The organism is Streptomyces sp. NPDC039609, assembly GCF_055596705.1.
Map to the genome: position 1 here is coordinate 261,390 of NZ_JBVIUJ010000007.1, position 21,321 is coordinate 282,710.

21 protein-coding genes and 1 riboswitch are annotated in these 21,321 nt (G+C 73.0%); of the genes, 11 read left to right on the forward strand and 10 right to left on the reverse strand.

Features of this window, described 5'->3' with window-relative positions; genetic code table 11:
- Window positions 1-3: 3 nt before the first annotated feature.
- A complete protein-coding gene (locus ACZ561_RS22350; RefSeq protein WP_099895366.1) occupies window positions 4-78 on the reverse strand; it encodes a 50S ribosomal protein bL37 in 75 nt (24 codons plus the stop codon).
- Window positions 79-201: 123 nt separating this feature from the next.
- Here ACZ561_RS22350 and ACZ561_RS22355 point away from each other — a divergent pair, with 123 nt between their 5' ends.
- Complete coding sequence (locus tag ACZ561_RS22355; protein ID WP_384528005.1) at window positions 202-447, forward strand: type II toxin-antitoxin system Phd/YefM family antitoxin; 246 nt, start codon at window positions 202-204, stop codon at window positions 445-447.
- Window positions 444-884, forward strand: a complete 441-nt coding sequence (locus ACZ561_RS22360; protein WP_470997767.1) for a PIN domain-containing protein — start codon at window positions 444-446, stop codon at window positions 882-884. Before ACZ561_RS22355 ends, ACZ561_RS22360 begins: the two co-directional genes overlap by 4 nt.
- 8 nt (window positions 885-892) lie before the next feature.
- Here ACZ561_RS22360 and ACZ561_RS22365 read toward each other — a convergent pair whose 3' ends face one another.
- Entirely contained in the window at window positions 893-2,032 is a 1,140-nt protein-coding gene (locus ACZ561_RS22365) for a cobalt-precorrin-5B (C(1))-methyltransferase (RefSeq protein ID WP_470997770.1), read from the reverse strand.
- 12 nt (window positions 2,033-2,044) lie between these two features.
- Here ACZ561_RS22365 and ACZ561_RS22370 point away from each other — a divergent pair, with 12 nt between their 5' ends.
- Together ACZ561_RS22370 and ACZ561_RS22375 are read left to right on the forward strand one after the other, a co-directional pair.
- Window positions 2,045-2,770: a cobalt-precorrin-6A reductase gene (locus tag ACZ561_RS22370; protein WP_470997773.1), complete on the forward strand. Its 726-nt coding sequence runs from the start codon at window positions 2,045-2,047 to the stop codon at window positions 2,768-2,770.
- A 627-nt stretch (window positions 2,771-3,397) separates the two neighbouring features.
- Window positions 3,398-4,147 carry a DsbA family protein gene (locus ACZ561_RS22375; RefSeq protein WP_470997775.1) on the forward strand — a complete coding sequence of 250 codons (750 nt, stop codon included), beginning with the start codon at window positions 3,398-3,400 and terminating at the stop codon, window positions 4,145-4,147.
- A gap of 973 nt (window positions 4,148-5,120) precedes the next feature.
- Here ACZ561_RS22375 and ACZ561_RS22380 read toward each other — a convergent pair.
- The 3 genes from ACZ561_RS22380 to ACZ561_RS22390 are packed head-to-tail and all read right to left on the reverse strand — an operon-like array spanning window position 5,121 to window position 8,928.
- Window positions 5,121-6,629: a precorrin-2 C(20)-methyltransferase gene (locus ACZ561_RS22380; protein ID WP_470997778.1), complete on the reverse strand. Its 1,509-nt coding sequence runs from the start codon at window positions 6,627-6,629 to the stop codon at window positions 5,121-5,123.
- Window positions 6,626-7,279, reverse strand: a complete 654-nt coding sequence (locus ACZ561_RS22385) for a precorrin-8X methylmutase (RefSeq protein WP_470997781.1) — start codon at window positions 7,277-7,279, stop codon at window positions 6,626-6,628. Before ACZ561_RS22385 ends, ACZ561_RS22380 begins: the two co-directional genes overlap by 4 nt.
- Entirely contained in the window at window positions 7,276-8,928 is a 1,653-nt protein-coding gene (locus ACZ561_RS22390) for a cobalamin biosynthesis protein CobG (RefSeq protein WP_470997784.1), read from the reverse strand. Before ACZ561_RS22390 ends, ACZ561_RS22385 begins: the two co-directional genes overlap by 4 nt.
- A gap of 63 nt (window positions 8,929-8,991) precedes the next feature.
- A riboswitch (cobalamin riboswitch) is annotated at window positions 8,992-9,134 on the forward strand.
- Window positions 9,135-9,169: 35 nt separating this feature from the next.
- Here ACZ561_RS22390 and cobN point away from each other — a divergent pair.
- A complete protein-coding gene (gene cobN / locus ACZ561_RS22395) occupies window positions 9,170-12,778 on the forward strand; it encodes a cobaltochelatase subunit CobN (RefSeq protein ID WP_470997787.1) in 3,609 nt (1,202 codons plus the stop codon).
- 184 nt (window positions 12,779-12,962) lie between these two features.
- Here the strand turns inward: cobN and ACZ561_RS22400 are convergent, their stop codons facing one another.
- From ACZ561_RS22400 to ACZ561_RS22410, 3 genes are read right to left on the reverse strand one after another with little or no spacing between them, the layout of a single operon-like run.
- The gene (locus ACZ561_RS22400) at window positions 12,963-13,298 is read right to left on the reverse strand and encodes a hypothetical protein (RefSeq protein WP_470997790.1); all 336 of its coding nucleotides are present in this window, start codon (window positions 13,296-13,298) and stop codon (window positions 12,963-12,965) included.
- Window positions 13,295-14,941 carry a ribosomal protection-like ABC-F family protein gene (gene abc-f, locus ACZ561_RS22405; RefSeq protein WP_470997793.1) on the reverse strand — a complete coding sequence of 549 codons (1,647 nt, stop codon included), beginning with the start codon at window positions 14,939-14,941 and terminating at the stop codon, window positions 13,295-13,297. The genes ACZ561_RS22400 and abc-f overlap by 4 nt, the downstream gene beginning before the upstream one ends.
- Before the next feature lie 45 nt (window positions 14,942-14,986).
- Entirely contained in the window at window positions 14,987-15,940 is a 954-nt protein-coding gene (locus ACZ561_RS22410) for a nucleoside hydrolase (protein WP_470997796.1), read from the reverse strand.
- 109 nt (window positions 15,941-16,049) lie between these two features.
- Here ACZ561_RS22410 and ACZ561_RS22415 point away from each other — a divergent pair, with 109 nt between their 5' ends.
- Together ACZ561_RS22415 and ACZ561_RS22420 are read left to right on the forward strand one after the other, a co-directional pair.
- A complete protein-coding gene (locus ACZ561_RS22415) occupies window positions 16,050-16,988 on the forward strand; it encodes a DUF1648 domain-containing protein (RefSeq protein WP_470997799.1) in 939 nt (312 codons plus the stop codon).
- A 2-nt stretch (window positions 16,989-16,990) separates the two neighbouring features.
- On the forward strand, window positions 16,991-17,353 hold the full coding sequence (locus ACZ561_RS22420) for a GntR family transcriptional regulator (protein WP_470997802.1): 363 nt from the start codon (window positions 16,991-16,993) through the stop codon (window positions 17,351-17,353).
- Window positions 17,354-17,643: 290 nt separating this feature from the next.
- Here the strand turns inward: ACZ561_RS22420 and ACZ561_RS22425 are convergent, their stop codons facing one another.
- Window positions 17,644-18,603: a D-2-hydroxyacid dehydrogenase family protein gene (locus ACZ561_RS22425; protein WP_470998567.1), complete on the reverse strand. Its 960-nt coding sequence runs from the start codon at window positions 18,601-18,603 to the stop codon at window positions 17,644-17,646.
- An 80-nt stretch (window positions 18,604-18,683) separates the two neighbouring features.
- On the opposite strand from ACZ561_RS22425, the gene ACZ561_RS22430 reads away from it, so the two are divergent.
- Window positions 18,684-18,908, forward strand: a complete 225-nt coding sequence (locus ACZ561_RS22430; protein WP_470997804.1) for a hypothetical protein — start codon at window positions 18,684-18,686, stop codon at window positions 18,906-18,908.
- Window positions 18,909-18,921: 13 nt separating this feature from the next.
- On the opposite strand, the gene ACZ561_RS22435 is transcribed toward ACZ561_RS22430, so the two are convergent.
- Window positions 18,922-19,665 (reverse strand): PP2C family protein-serine/threonine phosphatase, encoded by a 744-nt coding sequence (locus tag ACZ561_RS22435; protein ID WP_470997807.1) that lies wholly within the window; start codon window positions 19,663-19,665, stop codon window positions 18,922-18,924.
- A gap of 162 nt (window positions 19,666-19,827) precedes the next feature.
- On the opposite strand from ACZ561_RS22435, the gene ACZ561_RS22440 reads away from it, so the two are divergent.
- From ACZ561_RS22440 to ACZ561_RS22450, 3 genes are read left to right on the forward strand one after another with little or no spacing between them, the layout of a single operon-like run.
- Window positions 19,828-20,127, forward strand: a complete 300-nt coding sequence (locus ACZ561_RS22440) for a hypothetical protein (RefSeq protein ID WP_470997810.1) — start codon at window positions 19,828-19,830, stop codon at window positions 20,125-20,127.
- Window positions 20,128-20,171: 44 nt separating this feature from the next.
- Window positions 20,172-20,762 (forward strand): helix-turn-helix domain-containing protein, encoded by a 591-nt coding sequence (locus ACZ561_RS22445; protein WP_470997813.1) that lies wholly within the window; start codon window positions 20,172-20,174, stop codon window positions 20,760-20,762.
- A gap of 35 nt (window positions 20,763-20,797) precedes the next feature.
- Window positions 20,798-21,316, forward strand: coding sequence for a GNAT family N-acetyltransferase (locus tag ACZ561_RS22450; RefSeq protein WP_470997816.1), 519 nt, complete (start codon window positions 20,798-20,800; stop codon window positions 21,314-21,316).
- Window positions 21,317-21,321: the final 5 nt, after the last annotated feature.

Sequence of the window (21,321 nt, forward strand, 5' to 3'; positions counted from 1 at the left end):
CTTCTAGGCGTTCGGCCGCTTGCCGTGATTCGCCTTCTTCTTCTTGCGGGCGCGCTTCTTGTTGCCTCGCTTCGCCATGGGCACATCCCTCTCTCGTGGGGCGTCCTGCCCTCGCAAGCCTAGGTTCGCGGGGGAGACGGCGCATCCGGTGTCAGTGGAAGCGTCGAGCTGCCCACGAGGTCTGGTAGTAACATGTACTACATGGAGACCACGGCTCGAGAGTTCAACCAGAAGTCCTCCCAGATCCTCGCCGCGGCGGCCCGGGGTGAGACCGTGACGGTCACCAAGAACGGTGTCGCGGTCGCCCGCGTGGTGCCCATAAGCGATGAGATTCCCCCCTACCCCACCGACCCCATGGGAGCGATCGATCTTCCCGACCTCGTGCTCCCCGACCTCACCGACGACGAGATCGAGGACGTGCTCAAAGGGATGGGGACTCAGGCGTGATCGCCGTCGCCGACACCAATGCTCTCTACCGCCTTCTCGACCCGCGCCTCACCGGGCATGAAGAGCACAAGGAAGGGCTTGCGGCGATCAGCCACCTGGTGATCTCGCCGATGGTTCTGGCCGAGCTGGACTACCTGATCGCGGCGCGCGCGGGAGCGCGGCAAGCTCTGACCGCGGCCAGGTTCATCGAGCGGTACACGGCCACGCGTCGGTTCGAGGTGCCGACGGTGGCCGCGCATCTGTCCACGGCGATCGCCGTCGCCGAGGGTTACGCGGACGCAGACGGAGGAAAGGGTGTCGGGTTGACCGATGCCATGAACGTCGCGCTGGCGGCCGCCTATGGCACCGAGGTTCTCTTCACCACGGACCGTCACTTCCGCATGATCAGACCTCTGACCGGCCACAAGGCGTTCCGGCTGTTGCCCGACGACCTGTAATCGTCGCCTCACGAGGCGACCGGCCCCGCCGTCGTCGAACGGCCCACCACCGTGCCCGCGCGGTCGATGCAGACGACGTCGACCGCGACCGGGGCGCCGCGGAGGACCGCGAGGGCCTCGTCCCGGGAGCGGGCGGCCACCAGGTCGCCCAGGGGGACGCCGGCCGCCTCGCAGAGGCGGAGGGCCGCCAGGCCCGTGTTCGCCGTGGCGATCTCCTCGGCGAGAGCCTCGGACGCGCCGCCCGTACGGGCCAGGTCCGCAAGGAAGCCCTTGTCGACCTGCGAGCGGGCCGAGTGGAGGTCCAGATGGCCCGCCGCCAGCTTCGACAGCTTCGCGAAGCCGCCACAGATCGTGAGCCGGTCGACCGGATGGCGACGGATGTACTTCAGCACCGCCCCCGCGAAATCCCCCATGTCGAGCAGCGCGATCTCCGGCAGGTCGTAGAGCGTCGACACCGTCTTCTCGGACGTGGACCCCGTACACCCCGCCACATGGGTGAGACCCGCCGCCCGCGCCACGTCCACCCCGCGGCGGATGGAGTCGATCCAGGCCGAGCACGAGTACGGCACGACGATGCCCGTCGTCCCCAGGATGGACAGCCCGCCCAGGATGCCGATCCGCGGGTTCCAGGTCGAGCGGGCGATCTCCTCGCCGTGGTCGACGGAGACCGTGATCTCCACATCGCCCGTCCCGCCGTGCGCCGCCGCGACCTCCGCCACATGCGCGCGCATCATCTGGCGCGGGACCGGGTTGATCGCCGGTTCCCCGACCTCCAGGGGCAGGCCGGGCAGCGTCACCGTACCGACGCCCGCCCCCGCCCGGAAGACGACACCGGACCCGGCCGGCAGGATCCGTACCGTCGACCGGACCAGCGCGCCGTGCGTCACGTCCGGGTCGTCGCCCGCGTCCTTCACGATCCCCGCCATCGCGGCGTCGGAGGCCAGCTCCTCCGCCGCGAGCGCGAACGCCGGACGCCCGCCCTTCGGCAGCGTGATCGTCACCGGGTCGGGAAACTCGCCGGTCAGCAGCGCCGTGTACGCGGCCGTCGTCGCCGCCGTCGCACAGGCACCGGTCGTCCAGCCCGGGCGCAGACCCGTGTGCTTGAGTTGGGCGTCGCGCCCGCCGCCCGGACCGCTGCCGGCGCTCATGAAAGGACTCCCGTGCACGTACTCATTCTCGGCGGCACGACCGAGGCCCGCGCCCTCGCCACGGCCCTGCACCCCCGCGTCCGCGTCACCAGCTCCCTTGCCGGACGCGTCGCCGAGCCCCGGCTGCCGGCCGGCGAGGTACGCGTCGGGGGCTTCGGCGGCGTCGACGGACTCGTGACCTGGGTGCGCGAGCACCACGTGGACGCGGTCATCGACGCCACCCATCCCTTCGCGGAGAACATCAGCTTCAACGCGGCCCGAGCGGCCGCCACCGCCCATGTTCCCCTGCTGGCCCTGCGCCGCCCCGGCTGGGTCCGGGTGGAGGGCGACGACTGGCACGAGGCCGCCTCGCTGGAGGAGGCGGCGGAGGTGGTGGGGGACTTCGGCGAGAGGGTGTTCCTGACGACCGGACGCATGGGGCTCGCCGCGTTCGCCGAGTGCCCGCAGTGGTTCCTCGTACGGTCCGTCGACGCCCCCGAGCCCCCGATGCCGGCCCGCACCGAAGTCCTCCTGGACCGGGGACCCTTCACCCTGGAGGGGGAGTCGGAGCTGTTGAGCCGGTACGGCATCGATGTCCTCGTCACGAAGGACAGCGGCGGCGCGGCGACGGCCCCGAAGCTCCGCGCGGCGAGGGAGGCGGGGATCCCGGTGGTGATCGTCCGGAGGCCTCCGGTGCCGGAGGGCGTCGCGGTGGCGGGGACGGTGGGGGAGGCGGTGGAGTGGGTGGGGGGTTTCTGAGGGGGTTGGGGTGGGGGGTTTGGTGGGGTCGGGTTTCTGAGGGGCTTGGTGTGGGGGGTCTCGCGGGCTTCTGGTTTCTGAGCGTCCTGGTGTGGGCGTTCTTGCGGGCTTCTGGTTCGGCCGCCCTCGTTCCGAGTGTGGCGACCGGAGTCGGTGGGTCAAGGGCGCTCCTGCGTCGCGTCGGCTCCGCCGATTGCGCTTCGCTTCACCCTTGACCCACCGCCTCCGGTCGCCTTTTCACACTCGGAGGGCGGCCCGGGGGCGTGGCCACGCGACAACTCCCTCGGTCCTGGACGGGGATCGGCGCCTGCGGGTGCGTGGGTGGGATTGCGCGGCAGTTGAATGGGGTGGCCCGGCGGCGCTCAGCGTGTGCTGGCCGGTGAGTGGCTGGGATTCATGCCCCGCTGGTCACTCCCGGTTGGTGGTGGGGTGAGTTGATCAGCTGAGCGACCCTAAGACTCCACAACTCGCCTTCGGCGGGCCCCAAGGGGCGCTATCCGGGGAAGTTACCGCGAGTAGTGGAGAGTTAGGGACACACTCGCCGTCTGCCGAGCAGCACGCGGAATGGGCGTGCGCCTTCGCCGTGTGAACGCCTAGAGTCTGCGCGTTCATCAGGAGAGGGAATTCATGCAGGTCAGACATGTCAGAGGGCTGGCTGCTGCCGTCGCGCTGGGGGCTGTCGCGATGGGCACCGCCGGCTGCGAGCGGGGAGCATCTGCGGCCGAACAGCCCGCGATCACGGCACCGGAACCGTACGAGGGGATCGAGGAGCTGCCGGAGGCGCTGTCCTCGGACGGTACGACGATCACGGTGGGGGATCCGCTCGTCGCGATGAGCGTGCGGCTCTACGAGGACCCCCGTTGCCCGGTCGTCGAGGAGTTCGAGGCGACGGGCGCCAAGGCGGTCCGCGCCATGACGATCAAGCGCGAGGCGAGGACCGAGTACACCTTCGCCTCCTTCAAGGACCAGCGGCTGGGAGGGGACGGCTCCAAGCGGGCCGTCAACGCGCTGCGTTCGGCGCTGGACGCGCAGAAGTTCGCCGAGTACCACGCCGTACTGGTGAAGAACCAGACTGCGGTCGAGATGTCCGGTGGCTTCACCACCTCCCGGCTGCTCGAGCTCGCCGACGAAGTACCCGGGCTGCGCAGCAAGACCTTCGACGCGGCTGTCTCCACCATGAAGTACAGGGACTTCGTGACCGCTTCGCAGCAGGCCTACCAGCAGACCGGGGACGACCCGATCGGACCGGGTACCCCCACCGTCGTCGTCAACGACCGGCAGATCCCCGAAGCCATCTACGGCGTCATCTTCGACGAGAAGACCCTCGCCGGAATGCTGACCCGGATCCACGAGGACCCAACCGTCTGGAGACAGTAGGTCCGCCCACCTCCCTGGATCGGATCCGCGAGCGCCCCATGCAGGGAAGTTGCTGCCAGTGGAGCGTAGTTACGTCCATCCGCTGCTCGGCAGACGGCGAGTGTGTCCCTAACTCTCCACTACTCGCGGTAACTTCCCCGGATAGCGCCCCTTGGGGCCCGCCGAAGGCGAGTTGTGGAGCCTTGGGGTCGCTCAGCTGATCAACTCACCCCACCACCCACCGGGGGGTGACCAGCGGGGCATGAATCCGAGCCGACCGACGGCCGCAGCACGCTGAGCGTCGCCGGGCCACCCCATTCAACTGCCGCGCAATCCCACCCACGCACCCGCAGGCGCCGATCCCTGCCCAGGACCGGGGGAGTTGTCGCGTGGCCACGCCCCCGGGCCGCCCTCCGAGTGTGAAAAGGCGGGTGGAGGTGGCGGGTCAAGGGTGGAGCGAAGCGGAATCGGCGGAGCCGACGCGACGGAGGAGCGCCCTTGAGGCGTCGCCGGAACCCGCCACACTCGGAGAGAGGGCGGCCGAGCCAGAAGCCGACGAGGGGCGGTCAGCCGGTGAGCCCCGCGACGAACATGGACCAGGCCTCGGCGGCGACCCCGAACGTCGGGCCGTCGGTGACCTTGGAGACACGGAGGTGGACGGAGTGGGGCAGGCGGCGACCTCGACGCAGTCGCCGCCGCTACCGGAGCTGTAGGACGAACTTGCGCCGGTCGAACGCGACCTCGACGCAGTCGCCGCCGACCTGCTCGACAAGCCGGACGGGAAGTCCGTCCGCGTCGAGTATCTGGACACCGAAGGGCTGGGGACCTTCACCCGTTGACGTGCAGTGCGAGTCCGGCGCCCGGGCCCGGTGACGACGACCGGCCCCGTCGCGACGTTTCGCCCCGCCGCGACCGGACCCGTCCCCGCGCCCCGCCCGTCATTCCTCCGGTACCGCCGCGGCCCCGTCATTCCTCCCCTACCGCCGCGGCCCCGTCACTCCTCTGGGTACCGCCGCGGTGTCCAGGTGATCGTGCGGCCGTCGCCGCGTTCGACCGCGCGCGTCTGCGACGAGCCGATGAGCAGCAGCGTCCGCATGTCGACCTCGCTCGGCTCCAGGGTCTTCAGGGTCACCACCCGTACCGACTGCTCCGGGCCGCCGACGTCCCGTGCCACGACCACCGGGGTCTCGGGCGAGCGGAGTTCGAGCAGCAGGTCGCGGGCGGCCGCCACCTGGTGCGTACGGGACTTCGAGCCCGGGTTGTAGAGCGCCAGGACCAGGTCCGCCCGGGTGGCGGCGCGCAGGCGGGCGGCGATCACGTCCCAGGGCTTGAGCCGGTCCGAGAGGGAGATCGTGGCGTAGTCGTGGCCGAGCGGGGCGCCCGCCGCGGCGGCTGCCGCGTTCGCGGCCGTCACACCCGGGAGGACCCGTACGGGCACGTCCGCGTACCGCTCCTCCGACGCGACCTCCAGGACCGCCGTGGCCATGGCGAAGACACCGGGGTCGCCGCCCGAGACGACCGCGACCCGGCGCCCGCGCCGGGCGAGGTCGAGGGCGAACTCGGCGCGCTCGGACTCGACCTTGTTGTCCGAGCCGTGCCGGCGCTGGCCGGGGCGCAGCGCCGGGACGCGGTCGAGGTAGGTGGTGTAGCCGACCAGGTCGTCGGCGTTGACCAGCGCGCCGCGCGACTCCGGCGTCAGCCAGGGAGCGCCCGCCGGGCCGGTGCCGACGACGACGACCTCGCCGCCGGTCTCCCGGGACTCGGGGGTGACGGCGTCGATACGGGAGGGCAGGACGGCGACCGAGAAGTACGGGACGGTCTCGGCGTCCACCTCGGCGAGGATCTCCGTCCGTTCGCCCGCCATGAACGCCCGCTCCACGTACCGCGCGTCGTCGAGACGGCCCGCGCGCTCCAGGGCGCGGCGCACGGTCGGGAAGGTGCGGCCGAGCTTCATCACGACCGCCGAGTCGGTGCCCGCGAGGCGGGCCGTCAGCTCGTCCTCCGGCAGTGTGCCGGGGATGATCGTCAGGACCTCCTCCGCCTCGCACAGCGGCTCGCCGAGCCGGGCCGCGGCGGCGGACACGGAGGTGACGCCGGGGATGACGGTGGTGTCGTAGCGGTCCGCGAGCCGCTTGTGCATGTGCTGGTACGAGCCGTAGAAGAGCGGGTCGCCCTCGGCGAGGACGGCGACGGTGCGGCCGGCGTCGAGGTGGGCGGCGAGGCGGGCCGCGGCCTCCTCGTAGAAGTCGTCGAGCGCGCCCCGGTAGCCGCCGGGGTGGTCGGTGGTCTCCACCGTGAGCGGGTACATCAGCCGCTCCTCGATGTGGTCCTCGCGGAGGTGCTCGGCGGCGATGGAGCGCGCGATGGAGCGGCCGTGGCGGGCCGAGTGGTAGGCGACGACGTCGGCGGACGCGATGGCCTTCACGGCGGCGACCGTCATCAGGTCGGGGTCGCCGGGGCCGAGGCCGACTCCGTACAGCTTGCCGGGGGCGTTGGCGCTCATGCCTGGATCTCCGCTTCCGTCGCGATGGCGTTGATCGCGGCGGCGGTCATCGCGCTGCCGCCGCGCCGGCCCCGTACGACGAGGTAGTCGAGGCCCAGGGTCTGGGCGGCGAGGGCGTCCTTCGACTCGGCGGCGCCGATGAAGCCGACCGGTATGCCGAGGACGGCGGCCGGGCGGGGCGCGCCCTTCGCGATCATCTCCAGGAGGTGGAAGAGGGCGGTGGGCGCGTTGCCGATGGCGACGACGGAGCCTTCGAGGCGGTCGCGCCAGAGTTCGAGGGCGGCGGCGCTGCGGGTGGTGCCGAGCTCGGCGGCGAGGGCGGGCACGGAGGGGTCGGAGAGGGTGCAGACCACGTCGTTGTCGGCGGGCAGCCGCTTGCGGGTCACTCCGCTCGCGACCATCTGCGCGTCGCACAGGATCGGTGCGCCGGCGCGCAGGGCGGCGCGGGCGCGGGAGACGACCTGCGGCGAGTAGGCGAGGTCGCGGACGAGGTCGGTCATGCCGCAGGCGTGGATCATGCGGACCACGACCGTGGCGACGTCGGCGGGCAGATCGGCGAGGTCCGCCTCGGCGCGGATCGTGGCAAAGGACTGGCGGTAGATCTCCGCGCCGTCCTTCTCGTAGGCGAACATCGTGTCGTTCTCGCTCATCTCGTTGTGCGGGCCGTTGCGACTGCTTCGGTCAGGGAGGTACGGGGGGTGGGGCGGCCGTCCACGAGGTAGGTGCCCTCGGCGGTGGCGAGGACGTCGACCCAGCTGCCGGGGGCGCCTTGGGGGTGGCCGCACCGGCGCTCGCACCCCGAGAAGTGGACGGGGAGGCCCGGAGTGCCGGGTACGGCGTCCGCCCGGACGTCGGCGAGGGACTTGGCGCAGCCGGGGCGCCCGGTGCAGGCGCCGACGCCGACCCAGGGGGATTGGGGGTCGGTGATCAGCCCGGCTGCCTCCAGCTCGGGCAGCCGCGTTCGGGAGGCCCCGACGACGACGGCCCCGCGCCAGGGCGTGAGCCGCACCTCGTCGGCGGGCAGCAGCGCCCGCAGCTGGGTGGCCGTCAGCCGTCCGAGCGGCGCGAGCACGTGCAGTGCGTTCCCGCCGAGGGGCCCGGGCGCGGGCGGCGCGCCGTGCGGCAGCGGCGGCGCGGGGACGACGGGCCGGGCGTCGACCCCGGCCCGTGCGAGCGCGGCGGCGAGGTCGAGGAGGCAGGTTCCGGCATCCGGCGCGGCGGCTGTTCCGGCGCTGGGAGTCCCGGTGTCCGGCATGGCTGTCACTCCGGCGGCGTCGACGGCCTCCGTGTCCGGCGCGCCCGCGTTCGGCAGCTCCTTTACACGCCATGCCCCGTTCCCGGCGGCCTGTGCGGCCCGCAGGAACGCGTCGGTCGCGGCGAGCGCCGCGCGCGGGGCGTCGGCGCCCGCGACGCGGAACGCCTGCCCGCCGACGTACAGCAGGGCGTCGGCCGCGCGCGGGGCCGGGCCTTCGCAGCCGCCCGCGAAGGTGTCTGTCTCGCCGGGCGTCGGGCTCTCGCCCGCGGAGGCTCCGGTCCCGCCGGGGGACGGACGACCGGCCGCGGAGGCTCCGGTCCCGCCGGGGGACGGACGACCGGCCGCGGGGGCGTCTGTCTCGCCGGGCGACGGGCTCTCGCCCACCGAGGCTCCGCTCCCGCCGGGCGACGGACTGCCGGTCGCGAAGGTGTCTGTCTCGCCGGGCGACGGACTGCCGCCCACCGAGGCTCCGGTCCCGCCGGGTGACGCGCTCCCACCCGTCCACCGGTCGCCGGCCGCCGACGGCGCTCCTGCGATCAAGGTCACATCTCCGCCCAGCCCCGCCACGTCTCCGCGGCCGTCGTCCAGGACGAAGAGGAAGCGGCCCGAGAGGGCCGCCGTCCAGGGGGTCGCGCAGAGCAGGGTGTCCAGCTCACGGGCCCACAACTGCACGTCCGCGTGGCCGAGTCCGTCCAGTCCCGCGGTCGGGGAGGCGACGATGTTGCGGACGCGTTCGTGGGTGGCCGAGGGCAGCAGGCCCGCCTCCGTCAGCCGCTCCGCCAGATCGACCCCGCAGCCCTCGCCGAGGCCGCGCAGCTCCACGTTCCCCCGGGATGTGACCGTGACCCGGCCGTCGCCCAGCGACTCCGCCGCCGACGCCAGGACCTGGACCTGGCGAGACGTCAACAAGCCTGCGGGCAGGCGCAGTCGGGCCAGGCCGCCGTCGTCGGCGGGGTGCAGGCGCAGCGCGCCGGGGCAGGCATCGCCACGGTCCCGTATGAGAGGTTCGCCCCGGTTGGGCGTTGTGGGCGGGGTGGGCGGCATGGCGGCGAGCATACCCACGTGGATCGGGGCGACCCCTGGGGACGACCCCTGCCCGTCGTGAGCACGATCTACTATGCAGACGGCATGGGGTCCCAGGACCCCGGGGAGGAAGCCCGGTGAGAATCCGGCGCGGTCCCGCCACTGTGAGCCAGGTCGCACCAGCGGCCGGGTGAGTCAGGAACTCCCGCCGTCCATACGACCACCCGGGGCGCGGACAACCCCGAGGAAGGCCTGCGCACGCATGCGAATTCTGTTGCTGTCGCACTCCGACACCGACCTGCTCAGCGCCCGCGCGGCCGGCGGCCCCGTCGAGTACCGGTTCGCCAACCCCTCCCGCCTCGCCCTGGACGACCTGCCCGGGCTCCTCGACGGCTCCGACCTCGTCGTCGTCCGTCTTCTCGGCGGTCTGCGCGCCTGGGAGGAGGGCCTGCAGGCCCTGCGTGCGGCGGAGAAGCCGCTGGTCGTACTCTCCGGCGAACAGGCCCCCGACGCCCAGCTCATGGAGACCTCCACCGTCCCGGTCGGTGTCGCCACCGAGGCCCACGCCTACCTCGCGCACGGCGGCCCGGCCAACCTGGAGCAGCTGGCCCGCTTCCTCTCCGACACCGTGCTGCTCACCGGCCACGGCTTCGACGCCCCGGCCGCCGCGCCGACCTGGGGCCCGCTGGAGCGCACGCCCCGGACGACCGACGGCCCGACGGTCGCCGTGCTCTACTACCGCGCCCACCACATGAGCGGGAACACCGCCTTCATCGGCACCCTCTGCGAGGCCATCGAGGACGCCGGTGCCCAGGCCCTGCCGCTGTACGTCGCGTCCCTGCGCGCCCCCGAGCCGGAGCTGCTCGACCGCCTGCGGGGCGCCGACGCGATCATCACCACCGTCCTCGCGGCCGGCGGCACCAAGCCCGCCGAGGCGCAGGCCGGCGGCGACGAGGAGGCCTGGGACGCGGGCGCGCTCGCCGCCCTCGACGTACCGATCCTCCAGGCGCTCTGCCTCACCGGCTCGCGCTCGGCCTGGGAGGAGAACGACGAGGGTCTCTCCCCGCTGGACGCCGCGAGCCAGGTCGCCGTCCCCGAGTTCGACGGCCGGCTCATCACCGTCCCGTTCTCCTTCAAGGAGATCGACGAGGACGGGCTGCCCGCCTACGTCGCCGACACCGAGCGCGCGGCCCGCGTCGCCGGGATCGCGGTCCGCCACGCCCGTCTGCGCCATATCCCGAACGCCGAGAAGAAGCTTGCGCTCGTCCTCTCCGCGTACCCGACGAAGCACTCCCGGATCGGCAACGCGGTCGGCCTCGACACCCCCGCCTCCGCCGTCGCGCTGCTGCGGCGCCTGCGGGAGGAGGGCTACGACTTCGGTCCGGTCGAGGAGATCCCCGGCCTGGTCTCCGGCGACGGCGACGAGCTGATCTACGCCCTGATCGAGGCCGGCGGCCACGACCAGGACTGGCTCACCGAGGAGCAGCTGGCGAAGAACCCGGTTCGCATCCCGGCGGCCGACTACAAGCGCTGGTACGCGCAGCTCCCGGCCGAGCTGCGCGAGGCGGTCGAGGAGCACTGGGGCCCGGCGCCCGGCGAGATGTTCCTGGACCGGTCCCGTAACCCCGAGGGTGACATCGTCCTCGCCGCCCTGCGGCGCGGGAACCTGCTGATCCTCATCCAGCCGCCGCGCGGCTTCGGCGAGAACCCGATCGCGATCTATCACGACCCCGATCTCCCGCCGTCCCACCACTATCTGGCCGCCTACCGCTGGATCGCGGCGCGCGCCGAGGACGGCGGCTTCGGGGCGGACGCGATGGTCCACCTCGGCAAGCACGGCAACCTGGAGTGGCTGCCCGGCAAGAACGCCGGCCTGTCGGCCGCCTGCGGCCCGGACGCGGCGCTCGGCGACATCCCGCTGGTCTACCCGTTCCTGGTCAACGACCCGGGCGAGGGCACGCAGGCCAAGCGGCGCGTGCACGCGACGCTCGTCGACCACCTGGTGCCGCCGATGGCGCGCGCCGACTCGTACGGCGACATCGCGCGCCTGGAGCAGCTGCTCGACGAGTACGCGCAGATCTCTTCCATGGACCCGTCGAAGCTGCCCGCGATCCGCGCGCAGATCTGGACGCTGATCCAGGCGGCGAAGCTCGACCACGACCTGGGGCTCGAGGACCGTCCGGAGGACGACGGGTTCGACGACTTCCTGCTGCACGTCGACGGCTGGCTGTGCGAGGTCAAGGATGCGCAGATCAGGGACGGTCTGCATGTGCTCGGCGGGGCGCCGGTGGGCGAGGCGCGAGTGAACCTCGTGCTGTCGATCCTGCGCGCCCGGCAGATCTGGGGCGGTACGCAGGCCCTGCCGGGTCTGCGAGAGGCCCTCGGCCTTGACGAGTCGGCCGCGACCCGGACCACCGCCGACGAGGCCGAGGCGACGGCGCGCGAGCTGGTCGAGGCGATGGAGGCGGCGGCCTGGTCCGTGGACGCGGTCCCGGCGGTCGCCGCCGCGTACGGCGCAGATGTCCAGGCCGTGCTCCGCTTCGCCTGCGAGCAGGTCGTTCCGCGACTCTCCGCCACGACCGACGAACTCACCCACGCCGTCCACGCGTTGGACGGCGGCTTCGTGCCGGCCGGCCCGTCCGGCTCGCCGCTGCGCGGTCTGGTGAACGTGCTGCCGACCGGCCGGAACTTCTACTCCGTCGACCCCAAGGCCGTTCCTTCCCGCCTCGCGTGGGAGACCGGCCAGGCGCTCGCCGACTCGCTCCTGGAGCGCTACCGCTCCGACAACGGCGAGTGGCCGACGTCCGTCGGTCTGTCCCTGTGGGGAACGAGCGCGATGCGCACGGCGGGCGACGACGTGGCCGAGGCGCTGGCCCTGCTGGGCATCCGCCCGACCTGGGACGACGCCTCGCGCCGGGTGAACGGTCTGGAGCCGATCCCGCTCGCCGAGCTGGGCCGTCCGCGCATCGATGTGACGCTGCGCATCTCGGGCTTCTTCCGGGACGCGTTCCCGCACGTCATCGGCCTTCTCGACGATGCCGTGCGGCTGGCCGCCTCACTGGACGAGCCGGCCGAGGACAACTTCGTACGGGCGCACGCGCAGGCCGACCTGGCCGAGCACGGCGACGAGCGGCGGGCGACCACCCGTATCTTCGGCTCGCGGCCGGGCACGTACGGCGCGGGCATCCTCCAGCTGATCGACTCGCGCGACTGGCGTACGGACGCGGACCTCGCCGAGGTGTACACGGTGTGGGGCGGGTACGCGTACGGGCGTGGTCTCGAAGGGCGCCCGGCGCGCTCGGAGATGGAGACGGCGTACAAGCGGATCGCCGTCGCCGCGAAGAACACGGACACGCGCGAGCACGACATCGCCGACTCGGACGACTACTTCCAGTACCACGGCGGCATGGTGGCGACCGTCCGCGCGCTGACGGGCTCGGCGCCCGAGGCGTACATCGGCGACTCCACCCGTCCGGAGACGGTCCGCACCCGGACCCTGGTCGAGGAGACCTCGCGGGTCTTCCGCGCCCGGGTGGTCAACCCGAAGTGGATCGAGGCGATGCGCCGCCACGGCTACAAGGGCGCGTTCGAGCTGGCGGCGACGGTCGACTATCTCTTCGGCTACGACGCGACGACCGGTGTGGTCGCCGACTGGATGTACGACAAGCTCACGGAGACGTACGTCCTCGACCCGGAGAACCAGGCCTTCCTGAAGGAGGCCAACCCCTGGGCCCTGCACGGCATCGCGGAGCGCCTCCTGGAGGCCGAGTCGCGCGGCATGTGGGAGAAGCCGGACCCGGAGACCCTGGCGGCGCTGCGGCAGGTGTTCCTGGACACGGAGGGCGACCTGGAGGACGACGGGGAGGGCTGACGGCCCGCCCGCCGACGGTACGATTCCGGCCGCACGAACGTGCGGATCAGGTCTCCAGGGGTGGGGTGAGGGGCATGCGTGCCCTCGGCGGAAGAGGATCCGGTCCGGCGGCGGTGGCGCTGCTGGCCGGGCTGGTACTGAGCGGGTGCGGAGGGGGCGGCGGTACGGACGGGGACCGGAGCCGTCACCCGTCCCCGTCAGGTTCCCCTTCCGCCTCCTCGGCGTCACCGACGGCGACGCCTTCGCCGAGTGCGTCGACGTCGGTGAGCCCGTCCGCGACGACGTCCGCGACCCGTACGACCCCGCCGCCGACGGCGTACATGTCACCGCGCCCGAAGGCGAGCGCGAAGCGGAAGACCGGCACCCGGTCGCGGACGGAGCCGCAGAACCCGAACTCCGGGCCCAACCCGGTCCCGGCGCCGGACCGCCCGTCGCCCACGCCGGAGATGCCTCCGCCGTACACGCCAGGGGACGATGTGATCGTGATCCCCGTACCGACCTTCGAGCAGTCCCCCTTCACGCCGGACAGGGTGCGCTAGGTCGTGTCCGGGCGCCAAGTTCGAGCCGTCGGCCCCGGAAGCCCGCTCGGATGCGGCGGTCGTGGGTGACGATCACCAGGGTGCCCGGGTAGGTGGCGAGGGCTGCCTCCAGATCTTCCACCAGGCCGGGGGCCAGATGGTTGGTCGGTTCGTCGAGGAGGAGCAGGTCCGACGGGCGGGTGACCAGGCGCGCCAGTTCCAGCTTGCGGCGCTGGCCCGTCGACAACTCCCGTACCGGCGTGGACAGATCGGCTGCCCGGAAGAGCCCGAGCCGTAGCAGCTCCTCCTCCCGGCCCTCCCCGAACGCCGCGGCGACGGTGCGGGGGTCGTCCGGCAGCTCGGTGTCCTGGCGGAGCATCCCGACCCGGGGAGGGGCCGTCATCGTCCCGCCGTCCGGGGTCAGTTCGCCCGCGAGGATCTTGAGCAGGGTGGACTTGCCGGCGCCGTTCGGGCCGGTGACCAGGAGGCGTTCACCGGGGGCCAGGTGCAGGGAGGCCGGCCGCAGCCGGCCCTCCATCCGTACGTCCGTCAGCGCGACCGCGCCCGCCGCGCCCTCGATGGACGCCGTGAACCGCAGCGGCTCCGGCGGTGCCGCCACCGCGTTCTCGGTGAGCCGCTGGAGCTTCTCGCGGGCGGCCCGGATCCTGCTCATCGCGCCGTGCGCCCGCGAGCGGGCGCGGAAGGCGCCGGCTCCGCTGAAGGCCGCCGGGGCCTTGCGAGGGATGGCGGAGAAGCGGTCGATGGTGGTGTCGGCGAGTGCCGTGTGGCGGGCGAGTTCCGCCCGCCACTCCTCGTACTCCCGCTCCCACCGGGCCCGTTCGGCCGCCCGGCCGGTCAGATAGCCGGCGTAGCCGTTGCCGTATCTGCGGACCGTGCGCAGCTCGCCGTTCACCTCCAGGACGGAGGTCGTGACCCGGTCGAGGAAGACCCGGTCGTGGGTGACGGCGACGACCGTCCCCCGGTGGGCGCGCAGCCGTTCCTCGAGCCAGGTGACGGCCTCGTCGTCGAGGTCGTTGGTCGGCTCGTCGAGCAGCAGCAGTTCGGGGTCGGCGGCCAGGGTCGCGGCGAGGGCGAGCCGGGAGCGCTGTCCGCCGGAGAGTGTGCCGAGCGGGCGGTCGCGGTCGAGCGGCTCCCGCTCGCCGAGCTGCCGCAGGGTCGTCTCGACCCTGCGGTCGGCGTCCGGCCCGCCGCGCGCCTCGTACGCGGCGAGGAGGGTGGCGTACCCCTCGAGGTCGCCGGTGCGGGCGAGCTCCGCCTCGGCGGCCCGGATCGCCCGCTCCAGCTTCCGTACGTCGGCGAGCGCGAGGTCGACCGCGTCGCCGACGCGTGCGGTGCCGGGGAGGTCCTGGGTCTGGGCGAGGTGGCCGAGACCGCCGGGGGAGTCCACGGCGACGGTGCCGTTGTCGGGCTGTTCCAGGCCGGCGAGGAGCCGGAGGAAGGTGGACTTTCCGGAGCCGTTGTCGCCGACGACGCCGACGCGTTCGCCGGGGCGGACGGTGAGGGAGACCCGGTCGAGGACGAGCCGGTCGTCGTAGCGCTTGGTGACGTCGGTGAGTTGGACACGGAACAAGGGCGGATCCTTTGCCTGGGCGACGATGGAACGAGACGTCTCGTCTCGTTCCATCGACCATAAAGGGTCGCTCGCCATTCCGCAAGACGTTGCGTCTCGTCAGTTCTGGGATCGTTCGCCCAGCACCCGCACGGCCTCCACGATCAGGTCCCAGAAGCCCGGCACGTCGACCTCCATGCCCACCTCCGCGTTGGCCGGCCGGCCCGTCACGCCGTCCAGGTCCACGACCGTCGCCCCGCGCGTGTGCGTGCCCGTCAGCTCGATCGTCACCGCCGCCCGCACCAGGCTGATCAGTGAGGGGTCGATCAGATGCGCCACGGTCAGCGGATCGTGCAGCGGCGGTGCGTCGAAGCCGTAGACCTCGCGGTAGGTGGCGGCGAAAAAGGTCAGCAGCTCGATGCAGAGCTTGGCGAGCGGCGTGCCCAGCGCGGCGATACGGGAGATGACGTCCGGGGTCGCCTGGGCCTGATGGGTGGCGTTGAGTCCGAACATCGTGATCGGCAGCCCGCTGTCGAAGACGATGTCCGCCGCCTCCGGGTCGCACAGGATGTTGAACTCCGCGGCCGGTGTGGTGTTCCCGCGCCCGGTCGATCCGCCCATCAGCACGATCCGCTCGATCCGGTGCGTCAGCTCCGGATGGGCGAGCAGCAGCGTCGCGATGTTGGTCAGCGGTCCGGTCGGGACGAGCGTCACGGGCGCGGGCTGGGTGAGCAGGATGTCCCGGGTGAGGGTGAGGGCGTCGCGCGGATCCTGCGGCACGTCCGGCTCACCCTCGCCGAACCCGGGTCCGTCGAGCCCCGAGCCGCCGTGGATGTTCTCGGCGACCAGCGGCGCGCCGTGCAGCGGCCGGGACCGGCCGGCCGCGATCGGCACTCCGCGGATCCCGGCGACCGCACACACCCGGCGGGCGTTGAGGGTGGTCTTCTCCACCGTCTGGTTGCCCGCCACGGTGGTGATGGCCAGCAGGTCGACGGCCGGATGGGCCGCGGCCAGCAGGATGTTGAAGGCGTCGTCGTGACCGGGATCGCAGTCGAGGATCACGGGTACCGGCATGCGTCCACCGTCCCACACGGCCGCCCGGTCGTCACCCGTCCAAGCATCCCGAGCACTGAGCGCATTGTTCTAGTAGAGTACGAACAACTTCACCGTCTGGGAGGTTTTCGTGAACCGTGTCCCGACCCGCCTGCGCGCCTTCGCCGCCCTGCCCTTCCTGCTCGCGCTCGCCCTCCACCTGACCCTGCTCGGACTCTCGGGCGACCGGCTGCCCGACCCGCTCGCCACCCACTTCTCCCCCAGCGGGCGCGCCGACGGATGGACCGGCCTGGCGGCGTTCGCCCTCATCAGCTCCGTGCTGCTCCTCGGGCTGGGCGCGGGCTGGGTCGCGCTCGTACGGCGGCGCGCGCTCTGGGGCGCGTGGCTGACCGCCGGTGCCATGGGCACGCTGCTGGTCCTGGTCGTACGGGACAACCTCGACGCGGCCGACGCTGCCCAGGTCGTGTCGCCCCTGGTCAACCTCACGGTGGCGGCGGGAGTCGGCGGTGTCGCCGCGCTGGTGGGGTGGGCGCTGGCCCGGCTCGTACCGGAGGGGGAACTCCTCGCCCGTGCGCAGGAGGGGGACGTGGAGACGCTGCCGCTCGGCCCGAACGAGGTCGCCGGCTGGTCGCGCGGTACGGGCTCGCGTCCGATGACCGTGCTGGGGGCGGTGCTTGTGGCGGCCGGTCCGGCCCTGCTGCTCCTGGCGCCGTGGCCGGTCGGGCTCGTCGTGTGCGCCGCCGGAGCGCTCGTCCTGGTCCTGGCCCAGGTTCGCGTCACGGTCGACCGGCGCGGGCTGACCCTGCGCTCCGCGCTCTCGCCCTGGCCCCGCCTCCGGGTGCCGCTCGACGAGGTCGCGAGCGCGAGCGCGCGGGAGATCGACGCGCTCGCGGAGTTCGGCGGCTGGGGCTACCGCGTCCGCGCCCATCGCACGGGCATGGTGATGCGCTCGGGCGAGGGTCTGGTCGTACGGCGGGACGGCGGACGGGAGTTCGCGGTCACCGTGCCCGACGCGCGGACGGCCGCGGCCCTGTTGAACACCCTGGTCGAGCGGCGTGGGAGGGTCTGACCATGCTCTTCCGGGTCGACCCCGCCTCCGCCGTGCCCCTCGGCGACCAGATCGCCGCCTGTGTGCGCGGGGCCCTCGCCGACGGCTCGGCGAACCCCGGCGAACGCCTTCCGGCCGCCCGGGAGCTCGCCGACTCCCTGGGGGTCAACGTCCACACCGTCCTGCGCGGCTACCAGCGGCTGCGGGAGGAGGGCCTCATCGAACTCCGCCGCGGCCGGGGCGCGGTCATCGTCCCGGACGCCCCCGCCCCGGACCGCGCCCGGCTCGTCGAGCGCGTCCACGGGGTCGTGGCGGAGGCCCGCACACTGGGCCTCACGGACGACGAGCTCCTGTCACTGGTCCGGACGAGCCTCGCGGGGCCGTAGGGCCGACCTCGCCGGGGTCGGGTGCCCGTGCCGGGGCCGACTACCGCGGCGCCCGTACGCGCGCCGACGGGCGCAGGGCCGCTGTCGACTCCGGCCGACCCGGCGCCGGCCGACCCGGTGTCCGTCCTGGCGTCGAGCGACCCTGCGGCGTCCGACCCCGCGCGCCCGTCCCAGCGCCAGCCGACCCGGCGTCCGTCCCGGCGCCCGCCGATCCCGCGCGCCCGCCCCAGCGCCGGCCGACCCCGCGCCCGTCCCAGCGCCAGCCGACCCCGCGTCCGTCCCCGCGCCACCTACCCCAGAACCCGCACCGGCTCCCCCGTCAGGTACGCCTCGATGTCCTCGACCGCCTGCCCGAAGTAGCGGGCGTAGTTGCCCTCCGTCACGTACCCGAGGTGCGGCAGCGCGAGGACGTTCGGCAGGGTGCGCAGTAGGTCGTCGGGGGCGAGCGGTTCGGTGGCGAAGACGTCGAGCCCCGCCCCCGCGATCCGGCCCTCGCGCAGCGCCCGCAGCAGCGCCTCGCCGTCGACCAGGCCCGCGCGGGAGGTGTTGACCAGGTACGCGGACGGGCGCATCGCGTCGAGTTCGGCCTCGCCGACGAGCCCCCGGGTGCGGTCGGACAGGACCATGTGCAGCGAGACGATGTCGCTGCGTTCCATCAGCTCCCGCTTGTCCGCCGCGAGGGTCACCCCGTGCTCGGCGGCCCGTTCCCGCGTCAGGTTCGGGCTCCAGGCGAGGACGTCCATACCGAAGGCGAGACCGATGCGGGCGACCCGGCCGCCGATCTTGCCCAGGCCCACGAGCCCAAGGGTCCGGCCGGCCAGGTCCATCCCGACCGTCGACTGCCAGGGCCCGCCCTCGCGCAGCGCCTGCGCCTCGGTCCGTACCTGGCGGGCCAGGCCCAGGATCAGGGCCCAGGTGAGTTCGGCGGGCGGCTCGGAGCTGCTGGCCGTACCGCAGACGGTGATCCCCAGTCCGGCCGCTGCGTTCAGGTCGATCGAGGCGTTGCGCATCCCGGACGTGACGATCAGCCGCAGTCGCGGCAGCCGCTTCAGCAACTCGGCGTCCAGCGGCGTCCGTTCCCGCATGACGACCACGATCTCGCAGTCCTCGATCGAGGCGACGAGCGCGTCCCGGTCGGTCAGGTGCTCGCGCAGCACGCGTACGTCGACGCGGTCGGCGAGCGGAGTCCAGTCGGCGGAGGAGAGGGCGACGCCCTGATAGTCGTCGAGTACGGCGCAGCGCTGCTTCATGACCATGCCCCCATGATCGCGCGGACGGCCGACCGTACGACAGAGGTCCGTGGCCCGCTCGCCGGTGCTGCGGCACCCGGGTGACGGGGCGCGATCGGCCCACCTGGATCCTGGTGGCCGCGGCGATCGTCGTGTACATCCCCGGCCATCCGACGGGCTGGGTCGTCGTGGGCCTGGCGCTGGCGCCGCTGTTCGCGCCGGCCGTGACGGAGTTCCTCGCGCAGGACGAGAAGGACGAGAAGGACGAGAAGGACGAGAAGGAGGGGGAGGGCGGGGAGAAGGGGCCGGAGCGGGAGCCCGTGTGAGGGCTGTACGAGGTCAGTCCCCCACCCGGACGAGCGCGAGGGTGATGTTGTCGGGTCCGCCGGCGTCGATGGCGGCCTTCCACAGCTCGAAGGCCGCCTTGCCGTCGTCGTGCACCCGCAGCAGGTCCTCGATCTCCTCGTCCGGCACCGGGTCGGTGAGACCGTCGCTGCACACCAGATAGCGGTCGCCGAGGGAGAGCGGGAAGCTCGCGACATGGGGCGTGACGGCGTTGTACGTGTGGCTGCCGCCGAGGGTCTGCAGGACGGCCGAGGTGGTGCGCTGCCCGGGTGGGGGCGGCGGGCTGTCGTCCACGCTGACCTGGCGCAGCCCGGCCCGCGCCGCGTTGTAGACCTTGCTGTCGCCGACGTTGAACGACAGCAGCGACCCCTCCAGGACGAGCGTGCCCGCCACCGTGGTCCCCATGGTGGCGAGGTCCGGGCGGCCGTCGGCCGCCGCGTACACGGCCCGGTTGCACAGCTCCAGCGCCTCGCCCATCGCCTCGGTGCCGACCAGCGCCGGGGCGAGCGCGGCGAGCCGGCGCACGACAAGACCGCTGGCCACCTCACCGGCCGGCTGCCCGCCCAGTCCGTCGGCGACGGCGACCAGAAGGGGCCGGTCGAGGGGGAACAGCATCGTCTGGGGGCTGTCGGTCACGGTCCCGCAGAGCGTCCACGGCCCGACGACGAGACTGTCCTCGTTGTGGTCGCGCAGCAGCCCCGCATGGCTCAGGGCGGTCACGGCTATGTACGGCGTCACGGTGTCCGCCTCCTCATGCCCTCCGTGCACGCTCCCCGGCCTCTCCTCGCGTCCTCCCCGCGCCCTCCTCGTCCCTATTGTCCCGCGCTGACATGCGGGGCGCGGCCCGCCGTCGCACGCTGGTGCTGAGCTGCCTGGCCGCCGAGGAAAGGACGTCCGTCGATGTACGCGAGGCTGAGCACGTACCAGGGGTCACCCGTTCCCGTGGAGGGCGACCTGGCCGCCAAGTCGGAGGTGATCGTCAAGCTGGTGGAGACGCTGCCGGGTTTCAAGGGCGCGTACTACCTCGTCGACCGCGCCACGGGGAAGGCGACGTCGCTGACCCTGTGGGAGGACGAGGGGGCGATGGTGGCCAGCGAGGACCGGGCGGCCGAGGTGCGGGACGAGTCGTCGCAGCGGGAGGGGCAGCGGGTGGTGTCGGTGGAGCACTTCGAGGTGGCGTTCAGCCGGCTGGCACCGTAGAAGACCCTGGCAGCGGATCCCATATCTGAGATAGGTTCTCAGGTATGGGATCAGTGGGACCGGGTGCCGAATCCGAGCCGACCGCGCTCGACACCCGCCTGGCGGGCCGCCTCGCCGAGCTGCGGACGGAGCGCGGTTGGTCGCTGGACGACCTGGCCGGCCGTACGGGAGCGAGCCGGTCGACCCTGTCGCGCCTGGAGCGGGTCGAGCTGAGCCCGACGGCGGTACTGCTGGGCAGGCTGTGCGCGGCGTACGGGCTGACGATGTCCCAGCTCCTCGCGGAGGTCGAGTCCGAGCCGCCCCTGGTGCTCCGCGCCGGGCGGCAGGAGGTGTGGCGTGACGAGTCCGTGGGGTTCACCCGCCGCTCGGTGTCGCCCCCGCATCCCGGGCTGCGCGGCGAGCTCGTCGAAGGGGTGCTGGGGCCCGGTGGGGACATCGCGTACGACGGGCCTCCGGTCGCGGGCCTCGAGCAGCACATCTGGGTCCTCGAGGGCGCCCTGGAGGTGACCGAGGGCGGTCGCGTGCACGAGCTGGCGGCGGGGGACTGTCTGCGGTTCCGGCTCTGGGGACGCTCGCGCTTCCGCTGCCCGGGCGCGGAGCCGGTGCGGTACGCGCTCCTGATCGTCCTGCCCTGAGCGTGCCGCTCCGAGAACTCAGAGGAACCGACACCGTGCCCACCATCACCCACCTCTCCCCCGAAGCGTTCGCCCCGGCCGTCGACGGCCTCGCCGACGTCCTGGTCGACGCCGTCGCGAGCGGCGCGTCGCTGGGCTTTCTCCAGCCCTTCGACCACGAGGCCGCGGCCGCCTGGTGGCACACCCGACAGCCGGCGCTCGACTCCGGCACCCTGAGGGTCTGGGCCGCCCACACCCCCGACGGCCTCGTCGGCACGGTGAGCCTGGCCCTCGAACCGAAGGCCAACGGCCGCCACCGCGCCGAGATCGTCAAGCTGATGGTCCACCGGAAGGCCCGGGGCCAGGGCCTCGCCCGCCGCCTGCTGACCGCGGCCGAACGGGCCGCCCGGGAAGCGGGCGTCACCCTGCTGTTGCTCGACACGGAGACCGACAGCACGGCCGACCGCCTCTACGCCACGACCGGCTGGACACGCTTCGGCAAGGTCCCCGCGTACGCCACCGACCCCACGGGCGCGCTCCAGGACTGCAGCTTCTTCTACAAGGCGCTGGCGTAGGGCGG

Coding starts and splice junctions, on each gene's coding strand:
- ACZ561_RS22355 (WP_384528005.1), top strand. CDS start 202: ATGGAGACCACGGCTCGAGAGTTCAACCAGAAGTCCTCCCAGATCCTC.
- ACZ561_RS22365 (WP_470997770.1), bottom strand. CDS start 2,032: ATGAGCGCCGGCAGCGGTCCGGGCGGCGGGCGCGACGCCCAACTCAAG.
- ACZ561_RS22375 (WP_470997775.1), top strand. CDS start 3,398: ATGCAGGTCAGACATGTCAGAGGGCTGGCTGCTGCCGTCGCGCTGGGG.
- ACZ561_RS22380 (WP_470997778.1), bottom strand. CDS start 6,629: ATGAGCGCCAACGCCCCCGGCAAGCTGTACGGAGTCGGCCTCGGCCCC.
- ACZ561_RS22385 (WP_470997781.1), bottom strand. CDS start 7,279: ATGAGCGAGAACGACACGATGTTCGCCTACGAGAAGGACGGCGCGGAG.
- ACZ561_RS22390 (WP_470997784.1), bottom strand. CDS start 8,928: ATGCCGCCCACCCCGCCCACAACGCCCAACCGGGGCGAACCTCTCATA.
- cobN (WP_470997787.1), top strand. CDS start 9,170: ATGCGAATTCTGTTGCTGTCGCACTCCGACACCGACCTGCTCAGCGCC.
- abc-f (WP_470997793.1), bottom strand. CDS start 14,941: ATGGAACGAGACGAGACGTCTCGTTCCATCGTCGCCCAGGCAAAGGAT.
- ACZ561_RS22410 (WP_470997796.1), bottom strand. CDS start 15,940: ATGCCGGTACCCGTGATCCTCGACTGCGATCCCGGTCACGACGACGCC.
- ACZ561_RS22420 (WP_470997802.1), top strand. CDS start 16,991: ATGCTCTTCCGGGTCGACCCCGCCTCCGCCGTGCCCCTCGGCGACCAG.
- ACZ561_RS22425 (WP_470998567.1), bottom strand. CDS start 18,603: ATGAAGCAGCGCTGCGCCGTACTCGACGACTATCAGGGCGTCGCCCTC.
- ACZ561_RS22440 (WP_470997810.1), top strand. CDS start 19,828: ATGTACGCGAGGCTGAGCACGTACCAGGGGTCACCCGTTCCCGTGGAG.
- ACZ561_RS22445 (WP_470997813.1), top strand. CDS start 20,172: ATGGGATCAGTGGGACCGGGTGCCGAATCCGAGCCGACCGCGCTCGAC.